This is a genomic window from Curtobacterium sp. MCBA15_007 (genome assembly GCF_001864905.1).
Lineage (GTDB): Bacteria > Actinomycetota > Actinomycetes > Actinomycetales > Microbacteriaceae > Curtobacterium > Curtobacterium poinsettiae.
Window position 1 is genome coordinate 42173 of sequence record NZ_MJGM01000016.1, and the last position, 17383, is coordinate 59555.

At 70.9% G+C, this 17383-nt stretch carries 20 protein-coding genes; 17 read left to right on the plus strand and 3 right to left on the minus strand.

Annotation, left to right across the window (positions count from 1 at the left end; translation table 11 throughout):
- Positions 1 to 84 precede the first annotated feature (84 nt).
- The 11 genes from BIU95_RS08900 to BIU95_RS08950 all read left to right on the plus strand — a co-directional run bounded on the left by BIU95_RS08900 (position 85) and on the right by BIU95_RS08950 (position 9178).
- Positions 85 to 999 carry a metal ABC transporter solute-binding protein, Zn/Mn family gene (locus tag BIU95_RS08900; RefSeq protein WP_017886462.1) on the plus strand — a complete coding sequence of 305 codons (915 nt, stop codon included), beginning with the start codon at positions 85 to 87 and terminating at the stop codon, positions 997 to 999.
- Between the two features lie 47 nt (positions 1000 to 1046).
- The gene (locus BIU95_RS08905) at positions 1047 to 1892 is read left to right on the plus strand and encodes a metal ABC transporter ATP-binding protein (RefSeq protein WP_042538396.1); all 846 of its coding nucleotides are present in this window, start codon (positions 1047 to 1049) and stop codon (positions 1890 to 1892) included.
- A complete protein-coding gene (locus BIU95_RS08910) occupies positions 1892 to 2830 on the plus strand; it encodes a metal ABC transporter permease (protein ID WP_017886460.1) in 939 nt (312 codons plus the stop codon). The genes BIU95_RS08905 and BIU95_RS08910 overlap by 1 nt, the downstream gene beginning before the upstream one ends.
- On the plus strand, positions 2827 to 3252 hold the full coding sequence (locus BIU95_RS08915) for a Fur family transcriptional regulator (protein WP_017886459.1): 426 nt from the start codon (positions 2827 to 2829) through the stop codon (positions 3250 to 3252). The genes BIU95_RS08910 and BIU95_RS08915 overlap by 4 nt, the downstream gene beginning before the upstream one ends.
- Before the next feature lie 10 nt (positions 3253 to 3262).
- Positions 3263 to 3958, plus strand: a complete 696-nt coding sequence (locus BIU95_RS08920; protein WP_042538370.1) for an alpha/beta fold hydrolase — start codon at positions 3263 to 3265, stop codon at positions 3956 to 3958.
- Between the two features lie 363 nt (positions 3959 to 4321).
- The gene (gene rpmB / locus BIU95_RS08925) at positions 4322 to 4558 is read left to right on the plus strand and encodes a 50S ribosomal protein L28 (protein WP_027464952.1); all 237 of its coding nucleotides are present in this window, start codon (positions 4322 to 4324) and stop codon (positions 4556 to 4558) included.
- A complete protein-coding gene (gene rpmG / locus BIU95_RS08930) occupies positions 4558 to 4728 on the plus strand; it encodes a 50S ribosomal protein L33 (protein WP_017886456.1) in 171 nt (56 codons plus the stop codon). Before rpmB ends, rpmG begins: the two co-directional genes overlap by 1 nt.
- A gap of 2 nt (positions 4729 to 4730) precedes the next feature.
- Positions 4731 to 5036, plus strand: coding sequence for a 30S ribosomal protein S14 (gene rpsN, locus BIU95_RS08935; RefSeq protein WP_017886455.1), 306 nt, complete (start codon positions 4731 to 4733; stop codon positions 5034 to 5036).
- A gap of 290 nt (positions 5037 to 5326) precedes the next feature.
- A complete protein-coding gene (locus BIU95_RS08940) occupies positions 5327 to 5614 on the plus strand; it encodes an HU family DNA-binding protein (RefSeq protein ID WP_017886454.1) in 288 nt (95 codons plus the stop codon).
- Between the two features lie 163 nt (positions 5615 to 5777).
- Complete coding sequence (locus tag BIU95_RS08945; protein ID WP_071251481.1) at positions 5778 to 7859, plus strand: cytochrome c oxidase assembly protein; 2082 nt, start codon at positions 5778 to 5780, stop codon at positions 7857 to 7859.
- Positions 7856 to 9178, plus strand: a complete 1323-nt coding sequence (locus tag BIU95_RS08950; protein ID WP_071251482.1) for an ATP-dependent RecD-like DNA helicase — start codon at positions 7856 to 7858, stop codon at positions 9176 to 9178. Before BIU95_RS08945 ends, BIU95_RS08950 begins: the two co-directional genes overlap by 4 nt.
- Positions 9179 to 9514: 336 nt before the next feature.
- Here BIU95_RS08950 and BIU95_RS18615 read toward each other — a convergent pair whose 3' ends face one another.
- Positions 9515 to 9961, minus strand: a complete 447-nt coding sequence (locus BIU95_RS18615; RefSeq protein ID WP_159557184.1) for a DUF4383 domain-containing protein — start codon at positions 9959 to 9961, stop codon at positions 9515 to 9517.
- 340 nt (positions 9962 to 10301) lie between these two features.
- Here BIU95_RS18615 and BIU95_RS18620 point away from each other — a divergent pair, with 340 nt between their 5' ends.
- Entirely contained in the window at positions 10302 to 11102 is an 801-nt protein-coding gene (locus BIU95_RS18620; protein WP_167578292.1) for a phosphatase PAP2 family protein, read from the plus strand.
- Between the two features lie 141 nt (positions 11103 to 11243).
- Positions 11244 to 12383, plus strand: a complete 1140-nt coding sequence (locus BIU95_RS08965) for a CE1758 family FMN-dependent luciferase-like monooxygenase (RefSeq protein ID WP_071251484.1) — start codon at positions 11244 to 11246, stop codon at positions 12381 to 12383.
- Positions 12384 to 12536: 153 nt separating this feature from the next.
- Here the strand turns inward: BIU95_RS08965 and BIU95_RS08970 are convergent, their stop codons facing one another.
- Entirely contained in the window at positions 12537 to 12908 is a 372-nt protein-coding gene (locus BIU95_RS08970; protein ID WP_071251485.1) for a multidrug efflux SMR transporter, read from the minus strand.
- Between the two features lies 1 nt (position 12909).
- A complete protein-coding gene (locus tag BIU95_RS08975) occupies positions 12910 to 13224 on the minus strand; it encodes a multidrug efflux SMR transporter (RefSeq protein WP_071251486.1) in 315 nt (104 codons plus the stop codon).
- Positions 13225 to 13332: 108 nt separating this feature from the next.
- Here BIU95_RS08975 and BIU95_RS08980 point away from each other — a divergent pair, with 108 nt between their 5' ends.
- The 4 genes from BIU95_RS08980 to BIU95_RS08995 all read left to right on the plus strand — a co-directional run bounded on the left by BIU95_RS08980 (position 13333) and on the right by BIU95_RS08995 (position 17347).
- A complete protein-coding gene (locus BIU95_RS08980) occupies positions 13333 to 13911 on the plus strand; it encodes a TetR/AcrR family transcriptional regulator (protein WP_031259380.1) in 579 nt (192 codons plus the stop codon).
- A 179-nt stretch (positions 13912 to 14090) separates the two neighbouring features.
- On the plus strand, positions 14091 to 15104 hold the full coding sequence (locus BIU95_RS08985) for a permease (protein WP_042538379.1): 1014 nt from the start codon (positions 14091 to 14093) through the stop codon (positions 15102 to 15104).
- Entirely contained in the window at positions 15091 to 15930 is an 840-nt protein-coding gene (locus BIU95_RS08990) for a TIGR03943 family protein (protein WP_083389309.1), read from the plus strand. The genes BIU95_RS08985 and BIU95_RS08990 overlap by 14 nt, the downstream gene beginning before the upstream one ends.
- Entirely contained in the window at positions 15920 to 17347 is a 1428-nt protein-coding gene (locus tag BIU95_RS08995; RefSeq protein ID WP_071251487.1) for a hypothetical protein, read from the plus strand. The genes BIU95_RS08990 and BIU95_RS08995 overlap by 11 nt, the downstream gene beginning before the upstream one ends.
- The last annotated feature ends 36 nt before the right edge of the window (positions 17348 to 17383 follow it).

A 17383-nucleotide genomic window follows, 5' to 3' on the forward strand; every position in this document is an offset into this window, starting at 1 on the left:
GGGCCTCCCGTCCGTCTCGCGGTCGCGCTGAGAGCCCTCATAGCGGTTTTGACAATCGTTATCAGTAGGCGTTAGCGTCGTGCCATGCACAACCGCCTCCTCGCCCTCCCGCTCGTCGCCGGCGCCGCCGCGCTCGCCCTGACCGGGTGCGCCACCTCATCTGCCTCGGGGGAGGCCACCAGCAGCGACGGCACGATCAACGTCGTCGCCTCCACGAACGTCTACGGCTCGATCGTCAAGAGCATCGGTGGCGACGCCGTCACCGTCACGAGCATCCTGAGTGACCCGTCGCAGGACCCGCACTCCTTCGAGTCGAGTGCCCGCACGCAGCTCTCCGTGTCGAAGGCCGACCTGCTCATCGAGAACGGTGGCGGCTACGACGACTTCATGACGACGCTCGCGAACGCCTCGGACACCAAGGCCGACACGATCAACGTCGTGAAGCTCTCCGGCCTCGACAAGGGCGGGAGTGCCGAGTTCAACGAGCACGTCTTCTACAGCTACCCCACGATGGTGAAGCTGGTCGAGGCGGTCACGAAGGACCTCAGCGCACTCGACGAGAGCGGCAAGGACGCGTTCCAGAAGAACGCCGCCACGCTCACCACCAAGCTCCAGGACCTCGAGTCCCAGACCGACGCCGTCAAGAAGCAGGACGCCGGCGACAAGGTGGCGTACACCGAGCCGGTGCCCGGGTACCTGTTCGACGCGATGGGCCTCGAGAACGAGACCCCGCCCGCCTTCTCCGAGGCCATCGAGGAAGGCGACGACGTCCCGCCGGCGGCCCTCCGCGACACCCTCGCGCTGTTCACCGGCAAGCGCGTGCAGCTCCTCGCCTACAACAACCAGGCGTCGAGCCCCGAGACCGAACAGGTCCAGAAGGCCGCCGAGCAGAACGACATCCCCGTCGTCGGTGTCACGGAGACGCTCCCCAAGGGGCAGGATTACGTCTCGTGGCAGCAGGCGAACATCGACGCGGTGAAGGCAGCGCTCCAGAAGTGACGACCTCGACCGCAGCAGCGGCGACCCACGGCCCGGCGACCACCTCGGTGGACGACCGGGCTGCGGCTCGTCCGGTCCTCGCGCTCCGCGACGCCGGGTTGTCCTACGGCGCCCGGAAGCTCTGGGCAGGCCTCGACCTCGACCTCGCGCCGGGGGAGTTCGTCGCGGTCCTCGGGCCGAACGGCGCCGGCAAGACCTCACTGCTCCGAACGGTCCTCGGGCAGCAGCGGCTGACGAGCGGGACGATGTCGTTCCTCGGGCAGCCCGTGCACCGCGGCCACCGGAAGATCGGCTACATCCCGCAGCAGCGCCTGATGGAAGCCGGGACACCCCTGCGCGCACGGGACATGGTCGCCCAGGGCGTGACCGGACACCGATGGGGCATCCGGCGGGCCTCGAAGGCCGACCGGGCACGCATCGACCGGGTCCTCGACGAGGTCGGCGCCACCGCGTTCGCGGACGCCCCCGTCGCCGAGCTCTCCGGTGGCGAGCAGCAGCGCACGCGTGTCGGGCAGGCCATCGCCGCCGACCCCGCCCTGCTGCTCTGCGACGAACCCCTCATCTCCCTCGACCTGCGGCACCAGCGCGGGATCACCGAGCTCATCGACCGCGAGCGCCGGCAGCGCCAGGCCGCCGTGCTCTTCGTGACCCACGACGTGAACCCGATCCTCGACGTCGTCGACCGCGTGCTCTACATCGCCGGGGGCCGGTTCCGGATCGGTTCGCCCGACGAGGTCCTGCGCGCCGACGTCCTGAGCGACCTGTACGGCACGCCCGTCGACGTCGTCCGCACCATGGGGCGCATCGTCATCGTCGGGGCGAACGAGGCCCACGAGCACCACCCGGGCGAGGTCGACCCGCACGCCGACCAGCCCGACGACGGGCGGATCTGATGGACCTGCTGTCGACCGTCTTCTCGTTCCAGGACTACGGCCAGCTCCTCGTGCTGGTGCAGAACTCGATCTGGGCCGGCGCGGTGCTCGGCATCGTCGGCGGGCTCATCGGCCCGTTCGTCGTCGCCCGGAACATGCCGTTCGCCGTGCACGGCATCTCGGAGCTCTCGTTCGCCGGAGCCAGTGCGTCGCTGCTGCTCGGGGTGAACGTCGTCTCCGGCTCGCTCGTCGGCTCGGTCGTCGCCGCCCTGCTCATCGGTCTGCTGGGCTCCAGGGCCCGGGAACGCAACTCGATCATCGCCGTCCTCATGCCGTTCGGGCTCGGGCTCGGCATCCTCTGCCTGGCGCTCTACAAGGGCCGTGCCGCGAACAAGTTCGGCTTGCTCACCGGGCAGATCGTCTCGGTCGACAACCCGCAGCTGACGGTCCTGATCGTGGTCGCCGCGATCGTCGTCGCGACGCTGCTCGTCATCTGGCGTCCGCTGATGTTCGCCTCGGTCGACCCCGACGTGGCTGCGGCCGCGGGGATCCCGGTCCGCACCCTGGCGATCGTGTTCATGCTCGTGCTCGGACTGGCCACCGCCGTGTCGGTGCAGATCGTCGGGGCGCTGCTCGTGCTGTCCCTGCTCGTCACCCCGGCCGCCGCGGCGCTGCGCCTCAGCTCGCACCCGGTCGTCGTGCCGGTGCTGTCGACGGTGTTCGCGGTGACGTCGGTCGTCGGTGGCATCCTGCTCGCACTGGGCGGCGGACTGCCGATCAGCCCCTACGTGACGACCATCTCGTTCGCGATCTGGGTGGTCTGCCGGATCATCGGGTCGCGACGCGACAAGCGGGGACGCAACCGTGTCGCCGGCCGGGGCCAGCGTGGCGGGGACGAGCCGGGCCTCCCGGCAGGGACGACGTCGACAGCCGGTCGGAAGGAAGAGGTGCCAGCATGAACGCCGTGCAGAAGACGAAGCGGAACACGTGGCAACGCGAAGCGGTGCGCGGCGCCCTCGACTCCACCGAGGGGTTCGTCAGCGCGCAGGCGCTGCACCAGCACCTGCGGGACGAGGGCTCGACCATCGGCCTGGCCACCGTCTACCGGGCGCTCGCCGACCTGGCGACCGAGGGCGGTGCCGACTCGCTGCAGCAGGACGGCGAATCGCTCTACCGGGCCTGCACGACGGACACGCACCACCACCACCTGATCTGCCGGAACTGCGGTCGGACCGTCGAGATCGAGGCGGACCCGGTGGAGCAGTGGGCGCAGGACGTCGCCGCCGCCAACGGGTTCACCAACGCCAGCCACGTCGTCGACATCTTCGGCGACTGCGCCGTGTGCACGGCCGCCCGCGCGACGGACCCGACCGGCGAGTAACCTGCCCCGCATGCACGTCATCCTGGTCCCGGGGTTCTGGCTCGACGCGAGCGCGTGGGACGACGTCGCCCCGGTGCTCCGCGAAGCCGGGCACTCGGTGCAGGCCGTCACCCGCGACGGTGACACACTCGACGAACAGGTGGCTGCCCTGGTCGCCATCCTCGACGACGTCGCGTCGGCCGACGAACCCGTCGTCCTGGCCGGGCACTCCGGCGCCGGACCGATCGCGTACATGGCTGCCGACCAGCGCCCGTCGCTCGTCGCGCACCTGCTCTACGTCGACACGTTCCCGGGGCCCGAGGGCGGGTGCGTCAACGACGAGCTGCCCGTGGTCGACGGGGCCGTGCCGCTGCCGTCGTGGGACATCTGGGAGCCCGCCACGGTCCGGGGCATGACGCCCGAGGTGCGGCAGGACGTCGAACACCGGGCGATCCCCGAGCCTGCCTCGGTGCCGTCGGACCGGTTCCACTACGCCGACACCGCACGGCACACGATCCCGGCGACGATCATCACCTGCGAGATCCCCGCCGCCGAGCTGCTCGCGATGGTGGCGGACCACCAGGCCTGGGCGGCCGAGCTCGTCGCGACCGAGGAGCTCTCCATCGTCGGGCTCGAGACCGGCCACTGGCCGATGTTCACGGCGCCGCAGCAGCTCGGTGAGCTCATGGTGCAGGCGCTCGCGCCGAAGCCGACGCAGGCCCCGTAGGGCCGCGGGGCCGGGCGCCGGGCGCACTCGAACGCCGTGGGCGCGACCAACGCGGCCACGTGAACGGCCCTGTCCAGCCGCCACGGGCCTCCAGGCCTGGAGGCCCGGCTTGCGACACGCCCGGTCGTCGCGTAACGTGGACCCCTGGTTCTCCGCGTCCGCGCGGCGGACCCGTTGTTCCAAGCCCTCCGACCGTCGCGAACGCCGCGGTCGCGCGGTGTCCGGCTCTCCTTCGACAGGGGATGCGGACCTGGGCGGTGCACACAACCCCCTCGCACGGCCACTCCGGTGGCACTGCGCGTGTGCACCAGGCAAGTGAACTTGGGTGCGGCCGTCCGGTCGCACGGTACTCAGGAGGAAACCATGGCAGCAGTGTGCCAGGTGACCGGCGCCGTTCCCGGCTTCGGTCACAACATCTCGCACTCGCACCGCCGGACGAAGCGTCGCTTCGACCCGAACGTGCAGAAGAAGACGTACTACGTGCCGTCGCTTCGTCGTAACGTCACGCTCACGCTCAGCGCGAAGGGCATCAAGGTGATCGACGCACGTGGCATCGAGTCCGTCGTCAAGGATCTCCTTGCCCGTGGGGAGAAGATCTGATGGCGAAAAAGGGTCAGGACATCCGTCCGATCATCAAGCTCCGCTCGACGGCGGGCACCGGGTTCACCTACGTGACCAAGAAGAACCGTCGGAACAACCCCGACCGACTCGTGCTGAAGAAGTACGACCCGGTGATCCGCAAGCACGTCGACTTCCGTGAGGAGCGCTAAGCATGGCGAAGAAGAGCAAGATCGCGAAGAACAACCAGCGTGCCGTCATCATCGCGCGCTACGCCGAGCGTCGTCTCGAGCTGAAGAAGGCCCTCGTGGACCCGAACGGCACCGACGAGTCGCGTGAGGCCGCCCGCGTGGGCCTGCAGAAGCTGCCCCGCGACGCATCGCCCATCCGCTACCGCAACCGTGACGCCATCGACGGCCGCCCCCGTGGCCACCTCGGTGAGTTCGGCATCAGCCGTGTCCGTTTCCGTGACATGGCCCACCGCGGCGAGCTCCCCGGCATCACGAAGAGCTCCTGGTAAGCACTCGCAGTACCCGACGCCCCGTCACCTCCAGGTGGCGGGGCGTTCGCTGTGTACGGGGTACACGCGACCGTTCATTCGTCACATCTGCCCCTCCAGCACCCCTTCGGAGCCCCGGCAACCCCGGAAATCCGGGCGAGTCGGCGGTTTTCACCCCCTGCGGCTGGTAGGTTCAACTCCGGTTCCGCCGGGCCCTCGGCCCACTGGCACCGTGGCACGGGGCACCCGCTCCGGGCGCCGGACGACATGTGCGTCCGACCGATACTGCAAGAAGTCCGAGGAGGACATCCATGGCTGACAAGTCACTGAACCGCACCGAGCTCGTCGCTGCCGTCGCCGCTGAGTCCGGCCAGAGCCAGGCCACCGTCAACGGCGTCGTCGACGCGCTCTTCAGCGTCGTCTCGTCGTCCGTCGCCGACGGCACGAAGGTCACGATCCCCGGTTGGATCGCCTTCGAGAAGACGCACCGCGCCGCCCGCACCGGCCGCAACCCGCAGACGGGTGACGCCATCGAGATCGCCGCGAGCGACTCGGTCAAGGTCAGCGCCGGCTCGAAGCTCAAGGCTGCGGTCAAGTAAGACTGCTCCGCACATCGAGAGGGACGGCTTCGGCCGTCCCTTTCGTCGTTCCCGGGGCGCGCGGGCGCGTGGTGCGCCGGTCCTGGCCTGGAGGCCCGTGCCGGTTTGCACAGATCGGCCCGCCCCGTTCGGTGGCCGGGTGGGCACCGCCTAGGCTTGCCGGGTGAATCGGATCGCGCGCATCGCCGGTCCCGCCGTGCTCCTGCTCGTCGGGTTCGTGGCGCTGCTCACGGCACTCGTCATCGGTGGGGGAGCGAACCCCGCGCTCATCGCCGACCCCGGGCCCGTCGTCCGCTTCGGGCTGCCGATCGCCCGGCTCGTCGTCGACCTGTCCGCGGCCACCACGATCGGCGGGCTCGCGCTGGCGACCATCGGGCTGTCGCGTTCCGGACCCGAGTGGAACCGTGCGATCGACGTCGCGGCCGGGGCGAGTGGCATCTGGACGGTCGCGTCGGCCGTCGCCACGTTCTGCACGTTCCTCAGCGTCGCCGGTTCGCGCATCAGCATCGACGAGCAGTTCGGGCAGTCGATGGGGGTCTTCCTCACCGGCACCGAGCTCGGGTTGGCCTGGCTCGTGACCGTCCTCGTCGCCGCGGCCGTCACGGTGCTCTGCTTCGCAGTCCGTTCGCGGGGCATGGTCGCCCTGACCGCCGCGGTCTCGATGATCGGCCTGATCCCGCTCGCACAGCAGGGGCACGCCGCCGGCACCGCGAGCCACGACGCCGCCGTCACGGCACTGGGGCTGCACCTGGTCGGTGCGGCGCTGTGGGTCGGTGGGCTCGTCATGCTCGTGCTGCTGCGCGGCGTGCTGCCCGGCGACCGGCTGGCCGCGGTCGTGGCCCGGTACTCGAGCATCGCCCTCGGGTGCTTCGTGCTCGTCGCCGTCTCCGGCACCGCGTCGGCGCAGATCCGCGTCGGGGCGCTGTCGAACCTGTTCACCCCGTACGGCACGCTCGTCCTGGTGAAGATCGGCGCGATCGTCGCCATGGGAGTCCTCGGCGCCGTGCAACGTCGTCGGGCCATCCGCGCCCTGACCACCTCGCCCGGTCGGCAGCGGCCCTTCTGGACCCTGATCGTCGTCGAGCTCGCAGTGATGGGCGTCGCCTCGGGCTTCGCGGCGGCACTCGGCCGCACGGCCACCCCCGTCGACCAGATCGCCCTGAGCAAGACCACCGACCCGAGCCCGGCGGAGCTCCTGACCGACGACCTGCTGCCGCACGCACCCGGTGCGTGGGGCTGGCTGACCCAGTGGAACATCGACCTGTTCTGGCTGATGGCCGCCGTGCTGCTCGCCGCGACCTACGTGGCCGGCGTCGGGCGACTGCGGCGGAGCGGCGTGCGGTGGCCGGCACGACGCTCGATCGCCGCAGCCCTGGCGATCGTGTCCCTGGTGGTCGCGACCTCGGGCTCGCTGCACCAGTACGACCGGTTCCTCATCTCGGCCAACGTCGGTGCCCACGTGCTGCTCGGCCTGGTGGTCCCCGCCCTGGTGTGGGCGGCGGCACCCGTCGCGCTCATCCGTGCGGCCGTGCACCCCCGGCACGACGACAGCACAGGGGTGCGCGAGTGGACGGACGTCATCGTCGAGCACCCGTCCGTCCGGTACCTGGCGCAGCCGTTCCCCGCGTTCCTGCTCGCGGCGGCGGTGTGGTGGGCCTTCTTCGCCACCGATGCCGTCCGGTGGTCGGTGAGCGACCCCACCGGTCGCACCGTCAGCGACGCCGTGTTCCTGCTCGTCGGGCTGCTGGCCGTCCCCACGCTCTGCACCCCGGTCCCGGTCGGGCAGCGGCGTCCGACCACGGCTGCCGCGGTCGTCCGGATCGTCGGGGCCGTGGTGATCGCGACGGGCACGGTGTCGCTCGGCATCGCGATGCGCGGCCCGCTCGGGCTGCTGCAGGCCTCGTGGTTCGGCGCGATGGGCCGGACGTGGGGGCCGGGTCCGCTCGTCGACCAGGCCCGGGCCGGCCTCGTGTTGATCGTCGCCGGCACGCTGCTCCTGGTGACCGTCGTCGTGGTGGTGCTCGTGCGGCTCCGGCGAGACGGAGCAGCCCCGAGGGATGCGGCCGCCACCGCTGGCGCTGGCACTGGCACTGGCGTCGCCGCTGGCGATGCTGTCGCCGCCGACGCTCCTGACGCCGGGGCGACCGTGCCCGCCGTCCCCGCTGCCCGCGCCGACCAGGACGACCTGGACTTCGACGACGGCAGCGACGACCTCGAACCCTCGCCCGGAGCGGACGCCCGATGAGCATCGAGCTGAGCGACGAACAGCGCGCGGTCTTTGAGTACATCGAGCACACCCGCGACCACGTGTTCATCACCGGCCGGGCCGGCACGGGCAAGTCCACGCTGCTCAACCACCTGTCGTGGAACACCGAGAAGCAGGTCGTCATCTGTGCCCCGACGGGGGTCGCCGCGCTCAACGTCGGCGGCCAGACGATCCACTCGCTGTTCCGGCTGCCGATCGGGCTCATCGCCGACGCCGAGCTGCGGCAGGGCCCGGACACCCGCAAGCTCCTCAACACGATCGACACCCTGGTCATCGACGAGGTCTCGATGGTCAACGCCGACCTGCTCGACGGCATGGACCGATCGCTCCGCAAGGCCCGTGGTCGGCAGCTCGAGCCGTTCGGCGGTGTGCAGGTCGTGATGTTCGGCGACCCGTACCAGCTGCCCCCGGTGCCCGGCGATGCCGATGAGCGCGCCTACTTCACCGACCACTACCGGTCGATGTGGTTCTTCGACGCCAAGGTGTGGCTCGAGGCCGAGCTCAACATCATCGAGCTCGCCACCGTCCACCGGCAGCGCGACGACGCCTTCGCCGCGATGCTCACCGCCGTCCGGCACGGTCGGGTCACCGCGGACATCGCCGAGCAGCTCAACACCGCCGGAGCGCGCCCGGCTCCGGACGACGCCATCACCCTGGCGACCCGCAACGACACCGTGGCGCGGATCAACAAGGCGGCCCTCGAGCGGCTGCCCGGCAAGGTGAAGACCGCCAAGGCCGACGTCAACGGTGACTTCGGCGGACGGAACTTCCCCGCTGACGAAGCCCTCGAACTGAAGCCCGGCGCGCACGTGATGTTCCTGCGCAACGACGCCGACCAGCGCTGGGTCAACGGCACCCTCGGCATCGTGACCGCCATCCGCGACACCGTGTGGGTCGATGTCGACGGGGAGTCGTTCGAGGTCCAGCCGTCGGTGTGGGAGAAGTTCAAGTACTCGTACGACGCGGACAAGAAGGAACTCAAGAAGGACACGGTCGGGGAGTTCCAGCAGTTCCCGCTCCGGCTCGCCTGGGCCGTGACCATCCACAAGTCCCAGGGCAGCACGTACGACCGCGCCGTGGTCGACCTCGGCAACCGGGTGTTCAGCGCCGGCCAGACCTACGTGGCGTTGTCGCGGCTGACCTCGCTCGAGGGGCTGTTCCTGACGCGCCCGCTCCGCCCGCAGGACATCATCGTCGACCTGGACGTCCGACGCTTCATGTCCGAGGCACCGCGCATCGTCGCCACCGAGCTCGAAGCCCCGAAGGCGAAGCCCGACGCCGACGCCGACGCGGACTGACGGGAAGCTGACCAGCGCGTCGGACTGACCCGGTCGGTCTTCTGCATCGGCCTCGCGCCGAGGAACGTCGGTGCGGGCATGCCTGCGTGCCTGTCGCACGCTGCCGGGCGGTCATGACTCCCCGTCGGTCCTGCGTCGAGTGGTCACTCGTCGTTGCCTGGACGCTCCGCATCCGACAGTTCGTGACCGACCGGCGCACCTGAGCGGGGAGTCGTGACCGGCCCGCGCGCCCGCACCGGCCCCCACACGCGATGCCCGCACCGACCCCGCACACGCGACGACGCCCGCCTGCCGGAGCGGCAGACGGGCGTCGGGAAGTGCAGTCGAGCGGAGGCGTCAGGCGCGCGCCGCACGCAGCGCGCGGAGGTTCTCCTTGTCGGCACCGAGTGCGGTGAGCAGCAGGATCACACCGACGATCGCGTGGAAGACGTTGTCCGTGGTGTTGAGCGCGAAGACGTTGGCCGAGGTGTCCACGAAGACGAAGCCGTACACCGCGAAGACCACGAGCAGGACTCCGACGAGCAGGTTGCCGTTGCGGGAGCCGATGGTGTTGCCGAGGCCGGTGATGAGCAGGACCACGGCGAGCAGCACCCACACCAGGCAGAGCGCCGGGTTCACGCCGAACGCGTTCCACAGCATGCCGCCCTGGCGGTTGAAGAAGCCGGGGTCGCCGTCGGCGGCGAAGAAGAACCCCAGGACGCCCCAGAGTGCGAGGACGCCGCCGGCCGTGAGTGCGAGACCCCGGTTCGGCGAGGCGGTGATGCCCGGTTCCTTGATGGCCACTTCGGTTTCCTCCTCGTACACTGCCGACGCGACGTGCGTCGGTCCCGCGTGGTGCGACGGCCCGGCGGGGATCACCGATCCCGTCGTCGTGGCGCGGAGTGCGCGGCCGACGGGGGTGCGGTTCCCAGCCTCCGGCCGGTGCTCCAACGGTATCGTGTCGGACCCCGACCGACCCAATCGCAGCGCCGCTGCCAGTCGTGCGAGGAGCCCGACGACGACCACTCCGAGGAGGACCAGCCCGGTGACCTTGACACCCGAGCGCAGCGCATCCGAATCGCGTGGACCGTTGGTCTCGCGGCGGGTGCGGTGGGCTGCGCTTGCGGCTCTGGGGTTCGTGATCGTGCCTCTCGTCTACGGGGTCGCGGTGCTGACCCCGGTCGGTCAGAAAGCGGAGGACGCCGCGCTCGGCGGGGTCCGGGAGTCCGACCTGTTCAGCTCGGACACTGCCCTCAACGTCATCTCGGTGCCGGTGATCCTGTTGCTCGTCGTCGTGATCGTCGCCGTGGCGTTCGCCAGACGGCGGCTCTCGGTGGGGCTCGGCGCGGGGGTCGTGGTGCTCGCGTCGGCGGCCACCTCGACGCTCGTCAAGCGTATCGCCGTGCGCCCGGAGATCGCCCAGTCGACGACGCCGAACTCGTTCCCGTCGGGGCACGCGACGATCGCGCTGGCGGCGCTGTTCGCGGTCCTGATGGTCACGCCTCGTCGGTTCCGCCCCTTGGTGACCATCGTCGGCGCGGGCTACGCGGTGTTCGTGGCGAACCAGACCGTGGTCTACGGCTGGCACCGGGTCAGCGACATCATCGGTGCCTGCGCGATCGCGGTGTTCTGGCTCGGGATCGTCCGGGCGGTCGGTCCCCGGGTCGACCGCGGGCTCCGGGGTGACCGTGACGGTCGACGAGGCCCGCGGCGGGTGGTGAGCGTCGTGCTCCTCGTGGTGACCGGGGCCACGCTGGCGATCGGTGTCGCGGCGCTCGTGTTCGGGCTGGCCGGTGACGGCGCGTACGACCATGCCGCGATCCTGCTCGCGGGGCGGCTGGCGTCCAGTGCGAGCGTCCTGGCGGTGGTCACCGCGGTCTGGTTCCTGGACGGGATGCACCACGCCGCGCGCACCGACCCGGCCACGTTGCGGTCCGCCGGCTGACCCGGGGAGCCGAGCCGGGCCTCCAGGCCGCGCGGCAGCACCGACCGACGGGCGCGAGCCTGGCGGGAATGCGCCGCCGTGCGCTACGTTGTACCGAGCAAGTCGATGCAAACGCATCGATATCGCGAAAGGCGGCGCAACATGCAGTTCGGCATCTTCACGGTCAGTGACGTCACGACCGACCCCACGACCGGCACCACGCCGGACGACACCCAGCGCGTCCGCGACATCCTGACGATCGCCGAGCACGCCGACCAGGCCGGCCTCGACGTCTTCGCGACCGGTGAGCACCACAACCCGCCGTTCGTGGCCTCGTCGCCGACCACGTTGCTCGCCTACCTGGCCGCGAAGACGAAGGGCATCACCCTGTCCACGTCGACCACGCTGATCACCACGAACGACCCGGTGCGCATCGCCGAGGAGTACGCGATGCTCCAGGTCGTGTCCGACGGCCGCATGGACCTGATGATGGGGCGCGGCAACACCGGCCCGGTCTACCCGTGGTTCGGGCAGGACATCCGTCAGGGCGTCAACCTGGCGATCGAGAACTACGCGCTCGTCCGCCAGCTGTGGGAGAACGACGTCGTCAACTGGCAGGGCAAGTTCCGCACGCCGCTGCAGGGCTTCACCTCGACCCCGCGTCCGCTCGACGGTGTCCCGCCGTTCGTCTGGCACGGCTCGATCCGCACGCCGGAGATCGCCGAGCAGGCCGCGTACTACGGCGACGGTTTCTTCCACAACAACATCTTCTGGCCGATCCAGCACACCGAGCAGATGGTCGGCCTGTACCGCCAGCGCTTCGAGCACTACGGGCACGGCCGCGCCGACCAGGCGATCGTCGGGCTCGGTGGGCAGTTCTTCGCGCGGAAGAACTCGCAGGATGCGATCGACGAGTTCCGGCCCTACTTCGACAACGCCCCGGTCTACGGCCACGGCCCCTCGATGGAGGACTTCACCGCCCAGACCCCGCTCACCGTCGGTTCGCCGCAGCAGGTCATCGACCGGTACGCCGCGATGAAGGACCACGTCGGGCACTACCAGCGCCAGCTGTTCCTCATCGACCACGCCGGCCTGCCGCTCAAGACGGTGCTCGAGCAGATCGACATCCTGGCGACGGACATCGTGCCGGAGTTGCGCAAGCTCAACGACGAGGGGCGGCCCGAGGGCGTGCCCTCGAACCCGCCGAGCCACACGGAGCGTGCGGCCGCGGCGCTCGCCGCCGGAACGGTCGGCAGCGACCACGTCGCCGCCGAGGACGAGTGGACGGGCGCGTCCGTCTGATCGCCTGACCACCTGACGGGCGGGAGGCCGGGTGCCAGCTGGCACCGGGCCTCCCGTCCGTCCCGGCGCGCGTCCAGGGCGCTGCGTCGTGAAAGCGACAGCCCTGCGGATGGCGCTGCCGTCACCTTCGCGAGAGCGACAGTTGCCCGCGGATCATCCGCGCAGATCTGTCGCTTCCGCGAGGGGAGTGGCGCGCTCCGCGGCGGGGCGTGCCGGCACGAGCTTGAGGCCGACGACGCACCCGACGATGCCGGCGATGAACAGCAGGCGCAGGACGGTGACGGGCTCCGCGCCGGTGGCCATGCCCCAGAGCACGGTGAGGGCGGCGCCGGTCCCGGTCCACACCGCGTACGCCGTGCTGATCGGGATGTGCTGCAGGACGTAGCCGAACGCGACGAGGCTGATCACGATCGTGACCCCGAACACGATCGTCGGTCGGAGTTCGGTGAAACCGTCGCTCTCGCCGAGGGCGGTCGCCCAGACGGTCTCGAGCGCGGCGCTGACGAACAGGACGAGCCACGCCACCTCAGCTCACCACCTTGAGGCCGACGACGCACGCGACCAGGCCGAAGACCAGGCCGAGGCGGGCGGCGGAGGCGCGCTCCTGGCGGCGGAGGATCGCGACGACCACCGTCAGGGACGCGCCGATGCCGACCCAGACGGCATACGCGGTGCCGACCGGGATGGTCTTCATCGCGAACGCCAGCCCCACCATGCTCAGGGCCATCCCGGCGACGAACACGATCGTCGGGACGACCTTCTTGAAGCCGTTCGAGGCGCTGAGGGCGGTGGCCCAGACGGCTTCGAGCACGCCGCTGAGCACGAGGATTGCCCATGCCATGACGATGTCCTTTCCTGCGGGGGTCGTTGTGGTTCCCGTTGTCGTACGACTGTGCGACAACGACCTCGACGGTAGCACGAGTTGGTACGACTGTGCGATTATGGCGTCGTGGCCAGGAGCATGGACGTCGACGAACGGCGCCGCACCGTGTCCGAGGCGGCGTGCCGGGTCCTCGCCCGCGACGGCCTCGGGGCACTGAGCGTCCGGAACGTCGCCGCCGAGGCCGGGCTGCCGCCGAGCACGGTCCGCTACACGTTCCCGACCCAGGCGAGTGTCCGGTCGCACGCGCTCGAGCTGGTGTTCGACGCGACCGCGGCCCGGGTCGACTCCGTGCCGCGGGACCTGCGCGGGACCGCCTACGCGCACGCGGTCCTGCTCGAGCTGCTGCCCCTCGACGAGGAGCGGCGCATCGAGCTCGACGTCTACCTCGGCCTCGGCACCGCCGCCCTGACCGACGCCGAACTCCGGCCGTTCCACGACCGGGTCGTCGACGAGATGCGCCAGTGGTGCGCGCAGATCCTCCGCGCGGTCGGGGTGCCGGACGCTGCCGTGCCGTACGAGACCCGGCGGTTGCACGCCCTGGTGGACGGGCTCGCGATGCACATCGTGCGGGTCGACCCCGGTGGTGACGCCTCGTGGGCGATCGACACGCTGGACCGACACGTGGCGGGCATCGCCCGGGTCTGACCGCTGCACGGTGCCCGGAGCGCGTGCACGGTGCCGGGTCCGCGAACCCGTGCGGCGTTGGTGGCTCCGTGCGGCGCTCCATACCTGCACCGAGCCGGCAACCCTGCACGGGGTGACCGCACTCGCACGGTGCGAAGGGCGCGCAGCCCCGGACACGACGCGTCGCCTATCCTGTCCCGGTGACGACGACCACGCGGCCGCCGCAGCGCACCCGGAGCCTCACCGGCCCCGGCCTGGTGCTGCTCGCCGTCGTCGTCCTGTTGGGCATCCGGCTGTTCTCCCCGAGCATCGGGACGACCGGGCTGCCCGACGTCGTGCAGGACTTCCTGACGCTGGCGATCAGCGTCGTCGTCGAGTCCCTGCCCTTCGTGGTGCTCGGCATCGTGCTGTCGATCGTCGTCGAGGTCTGGGTACCGGTCGGTGCGCTCGAGAAGGTCCTGCCGCAGAACGCCTTCGGTCGTCGGGCCGTGATCTCCCTGATCGGGATGCTGTTCCCGGTGTGCGAGTGCGGCAACGTCCCGCTGGCCCGCGGTCTGATGATGCGCGGGTTCACGCCGGCCGAGGCGGTCACGTTCCTGGTCGCTGCCCCGATCCTCAACCCGCTCGTCATCATCAGCACCGCGCAGGCGTTCGGTTGGTCGGGGTGGATCCTGCCGGTGCGCATCGTCGGTGGCTTCGTCGTCGCGAACCTCGTCGGCTGGATCGTCGCCGCGCACCGCCGTCCGGCCGACCTGCTGCTCCCCGCCTTCGAGGCCCGGTGCCGTGCGGCCGTGGGAGCGCCCCGGGGCCTGCACCGCTGGCGGCAGAGCGCCGCGCAGTTCGGCGGCGAGACGGCGACGATGATGCCGGCACTGTTCGTCGGTGCCGGGCTGGCCGCCGCGATCCAGGTCGCTGTGCCCCGCTCGACCCTGGTCGCGATCGGCTCGAACCCGGTGCTGTCCGTCGCGGCGATGATGCTGCTGGCGATGACGGTGTCGCTCTGCTCGAACGTCGACGCCTTCTTCGCGCTGTCCTTCGCCTCGACGTTCCTGCCGGGGTCGATCACGGCGTTCCTGATCATCGGGCCGATCATCGACGTCAAGATGATCGCCCTGCTGCGCACGACGTTCCGGGTCCGCTTCCTGGTGCTGCTGTCCGTCGTGTGCGTCCTGTTCGCCGGAGCCGTCGGGTTGGTGATGAATGTCCTCGTCTGATGCACGCAGCAACGCGCCCGCGTACCTGGGCCTCGGGTCGGTGCTGGCCGTTGCGCTCTGCACGCTGTGGCTGGCGCTGGTCGGGCAACTCGACCTGTACATCAACCCGCGCTACTCGGTGTTCACGGTCGTGCTCGCCGCCGTCGGGGTGCCCGCGTCGATCGCCGGCCTGGTGGTCATCGCCCGCGGGCACGGCCACACGCACGGCGACGACGCGGACGAGCACGAGCCAGATGGCGATCGGGGGCGGCGCGGGCTCGGCCGTCGTCGCGCCGTCCGCGTCGTGCTCGGCAGTGCAGCCGCCATCGTCACGGTCGGTGTCACCGTCGCGATGCTCGTCCTGCCCCCGACGACGCTGTCCGCCCGCACCGCACAGCAGCGGAGCGTCGACTCGGCGACCCTGTCGAACGCCACCGGTTCCGAGGCAGCGGTGTCCCTGCTCGGCAGCGAGGGCGTCGACACCTCGGAGTACGGCGTCAAGGACTGGGCGGCCCTGATCCGGCAGACCACCGACACCACGGCACTCGTCGGCAAGCAGGTCGAACTGACGGGCTTCGTGGTGCCCGGTGACGACGGGTCGTTCACCCTGACCCGCTTCGTGATCAGCTGCTGCGCCGTGGACGCGCAACCCGTCGGCCTCAGCGTCGTGCCCGGCGACGACGACGGTAGTGGTGGCGGCAGTGGCACCGTCCCCGACGAGGGGAAGTGGGTCACCGTCCGCGGCGCCCTCGCAGCGAACCCGGACCAGTCCGCCGACGCCCGCATCGTCGTGAAGGCAGCGAAGGTCACCGAGGTCGCGCAGCCCAAGGACCCGTATGAGTACTGAGACGGGCGCGAGCTCCGAGGGGCGCCGCGAGCGCCGCCCGGTCGCGCACCGGTTCCACCGCCGGTACGTGGCCGTCGTGGTCGTCCTCGCCGTGGTCGCCGCGCTCGCCGCGGTCGTCGGCTCGCAGCAGGGTCCGCGGCTCCGCGGCGTGTCCTACGACGCGACCGGGCTCGTCACGAGGCCGGCCCAGCGGATCATCCTGACGGCGAACCAGGCACTGCAGAAGGTCGACGCCGCCGACGTCCGGGTCAGCCCGGCTGCGGCGCACACCGTGACCTCGAGCGGCAACACCATCGCGGTCGAGTTCGCCGGGCCGCTGGCCTACGACCGCGACTACACCGTCACGGTCGCGGGTGTCCGGGCACCGGGACAACGTGCGACGTCCGACCTGACGGCGGCGATCCGCACCGGCAGCACCGACGTGCTCGCCCTGGTCCCCGGGCAGGCAGGCGCGAAGGACCGCATCGTCCGGCGCTCCCTCGACGCCGGCGGCGCCACGACCGTCTACGAGGGCACCGCGATCAGCGAGTACGCCCGGCTCGGCCGCTCGCTGGTGGTCGTGAGCGGCACGGACGCCAGCTCCTCCGTCGACATCGTGGCGCTGAGCGGCGGCGTGCAGGACGACGACGCCCCCGTCGAGCACCTCACCCTGCCGACGTCCGAGGGGCGGGTCACGGCGCTCCACGTCGCGGACGACGGGGCCTCGTTCGGGTTCGAGTACGCCGACACCTCGACCGGGCAGTCCCGGAACACCGGCCTGTACGTGGTCGACATGACGGGCACGCACATGCCCACCGCGATCGCCGCGAACGGCAAGCCGAAGACGGGCGCCGTGCCGATGACCGTCGGGCAGTGGGCCTACGTCCCGCGCACCGAGAGTGCCCTGGTCCGGACGGGCAGCGACGACCTGGTCCTCGTCGACATGAGCGGTCGCGCCGACCCGGTCCGGCTCGGCAGCGCGACCTACCTGCACGGCTTCGTCGGCACCGGCACCACGGCCGTCGTCGAGACGGGCACCGGCATCGAACGGCTGGACCTGACCGACGGGTCCAAGTCGGCGTTGCAGGCCCCCGCGGCCAGCACGGATGCGGCCGTCCTCGGCCGCATCGCCCAGCTGTCCGACGACACGTACCTGCGGGTGCTGGGGGACGTGCGGTCGGACGGCACCATCGCGGCACGGATCGTGCGTGTCGACGGGGGGCGCGCCTCCCGGCTGCCCGTGACGATCCCGGACGACGCGAGCGTCACCGCGGTCTGCCCGTCCCCGAACAGCCAGTTCGTCGCGGTCGCGACGAAGTCGGCGAACGGCGAGCTCGTGAGCATCGTCGATGCGGCCTCCGGGGCGCTCGAGGCGAGCATCGACGCCGGTTCCGTCGACTGGTGCGGCGCGCTGCCGTCCGGTGACGAGGTCGGCTGACGGTCCGGAGACGACAGACGGAAGGCCCGGTACCAG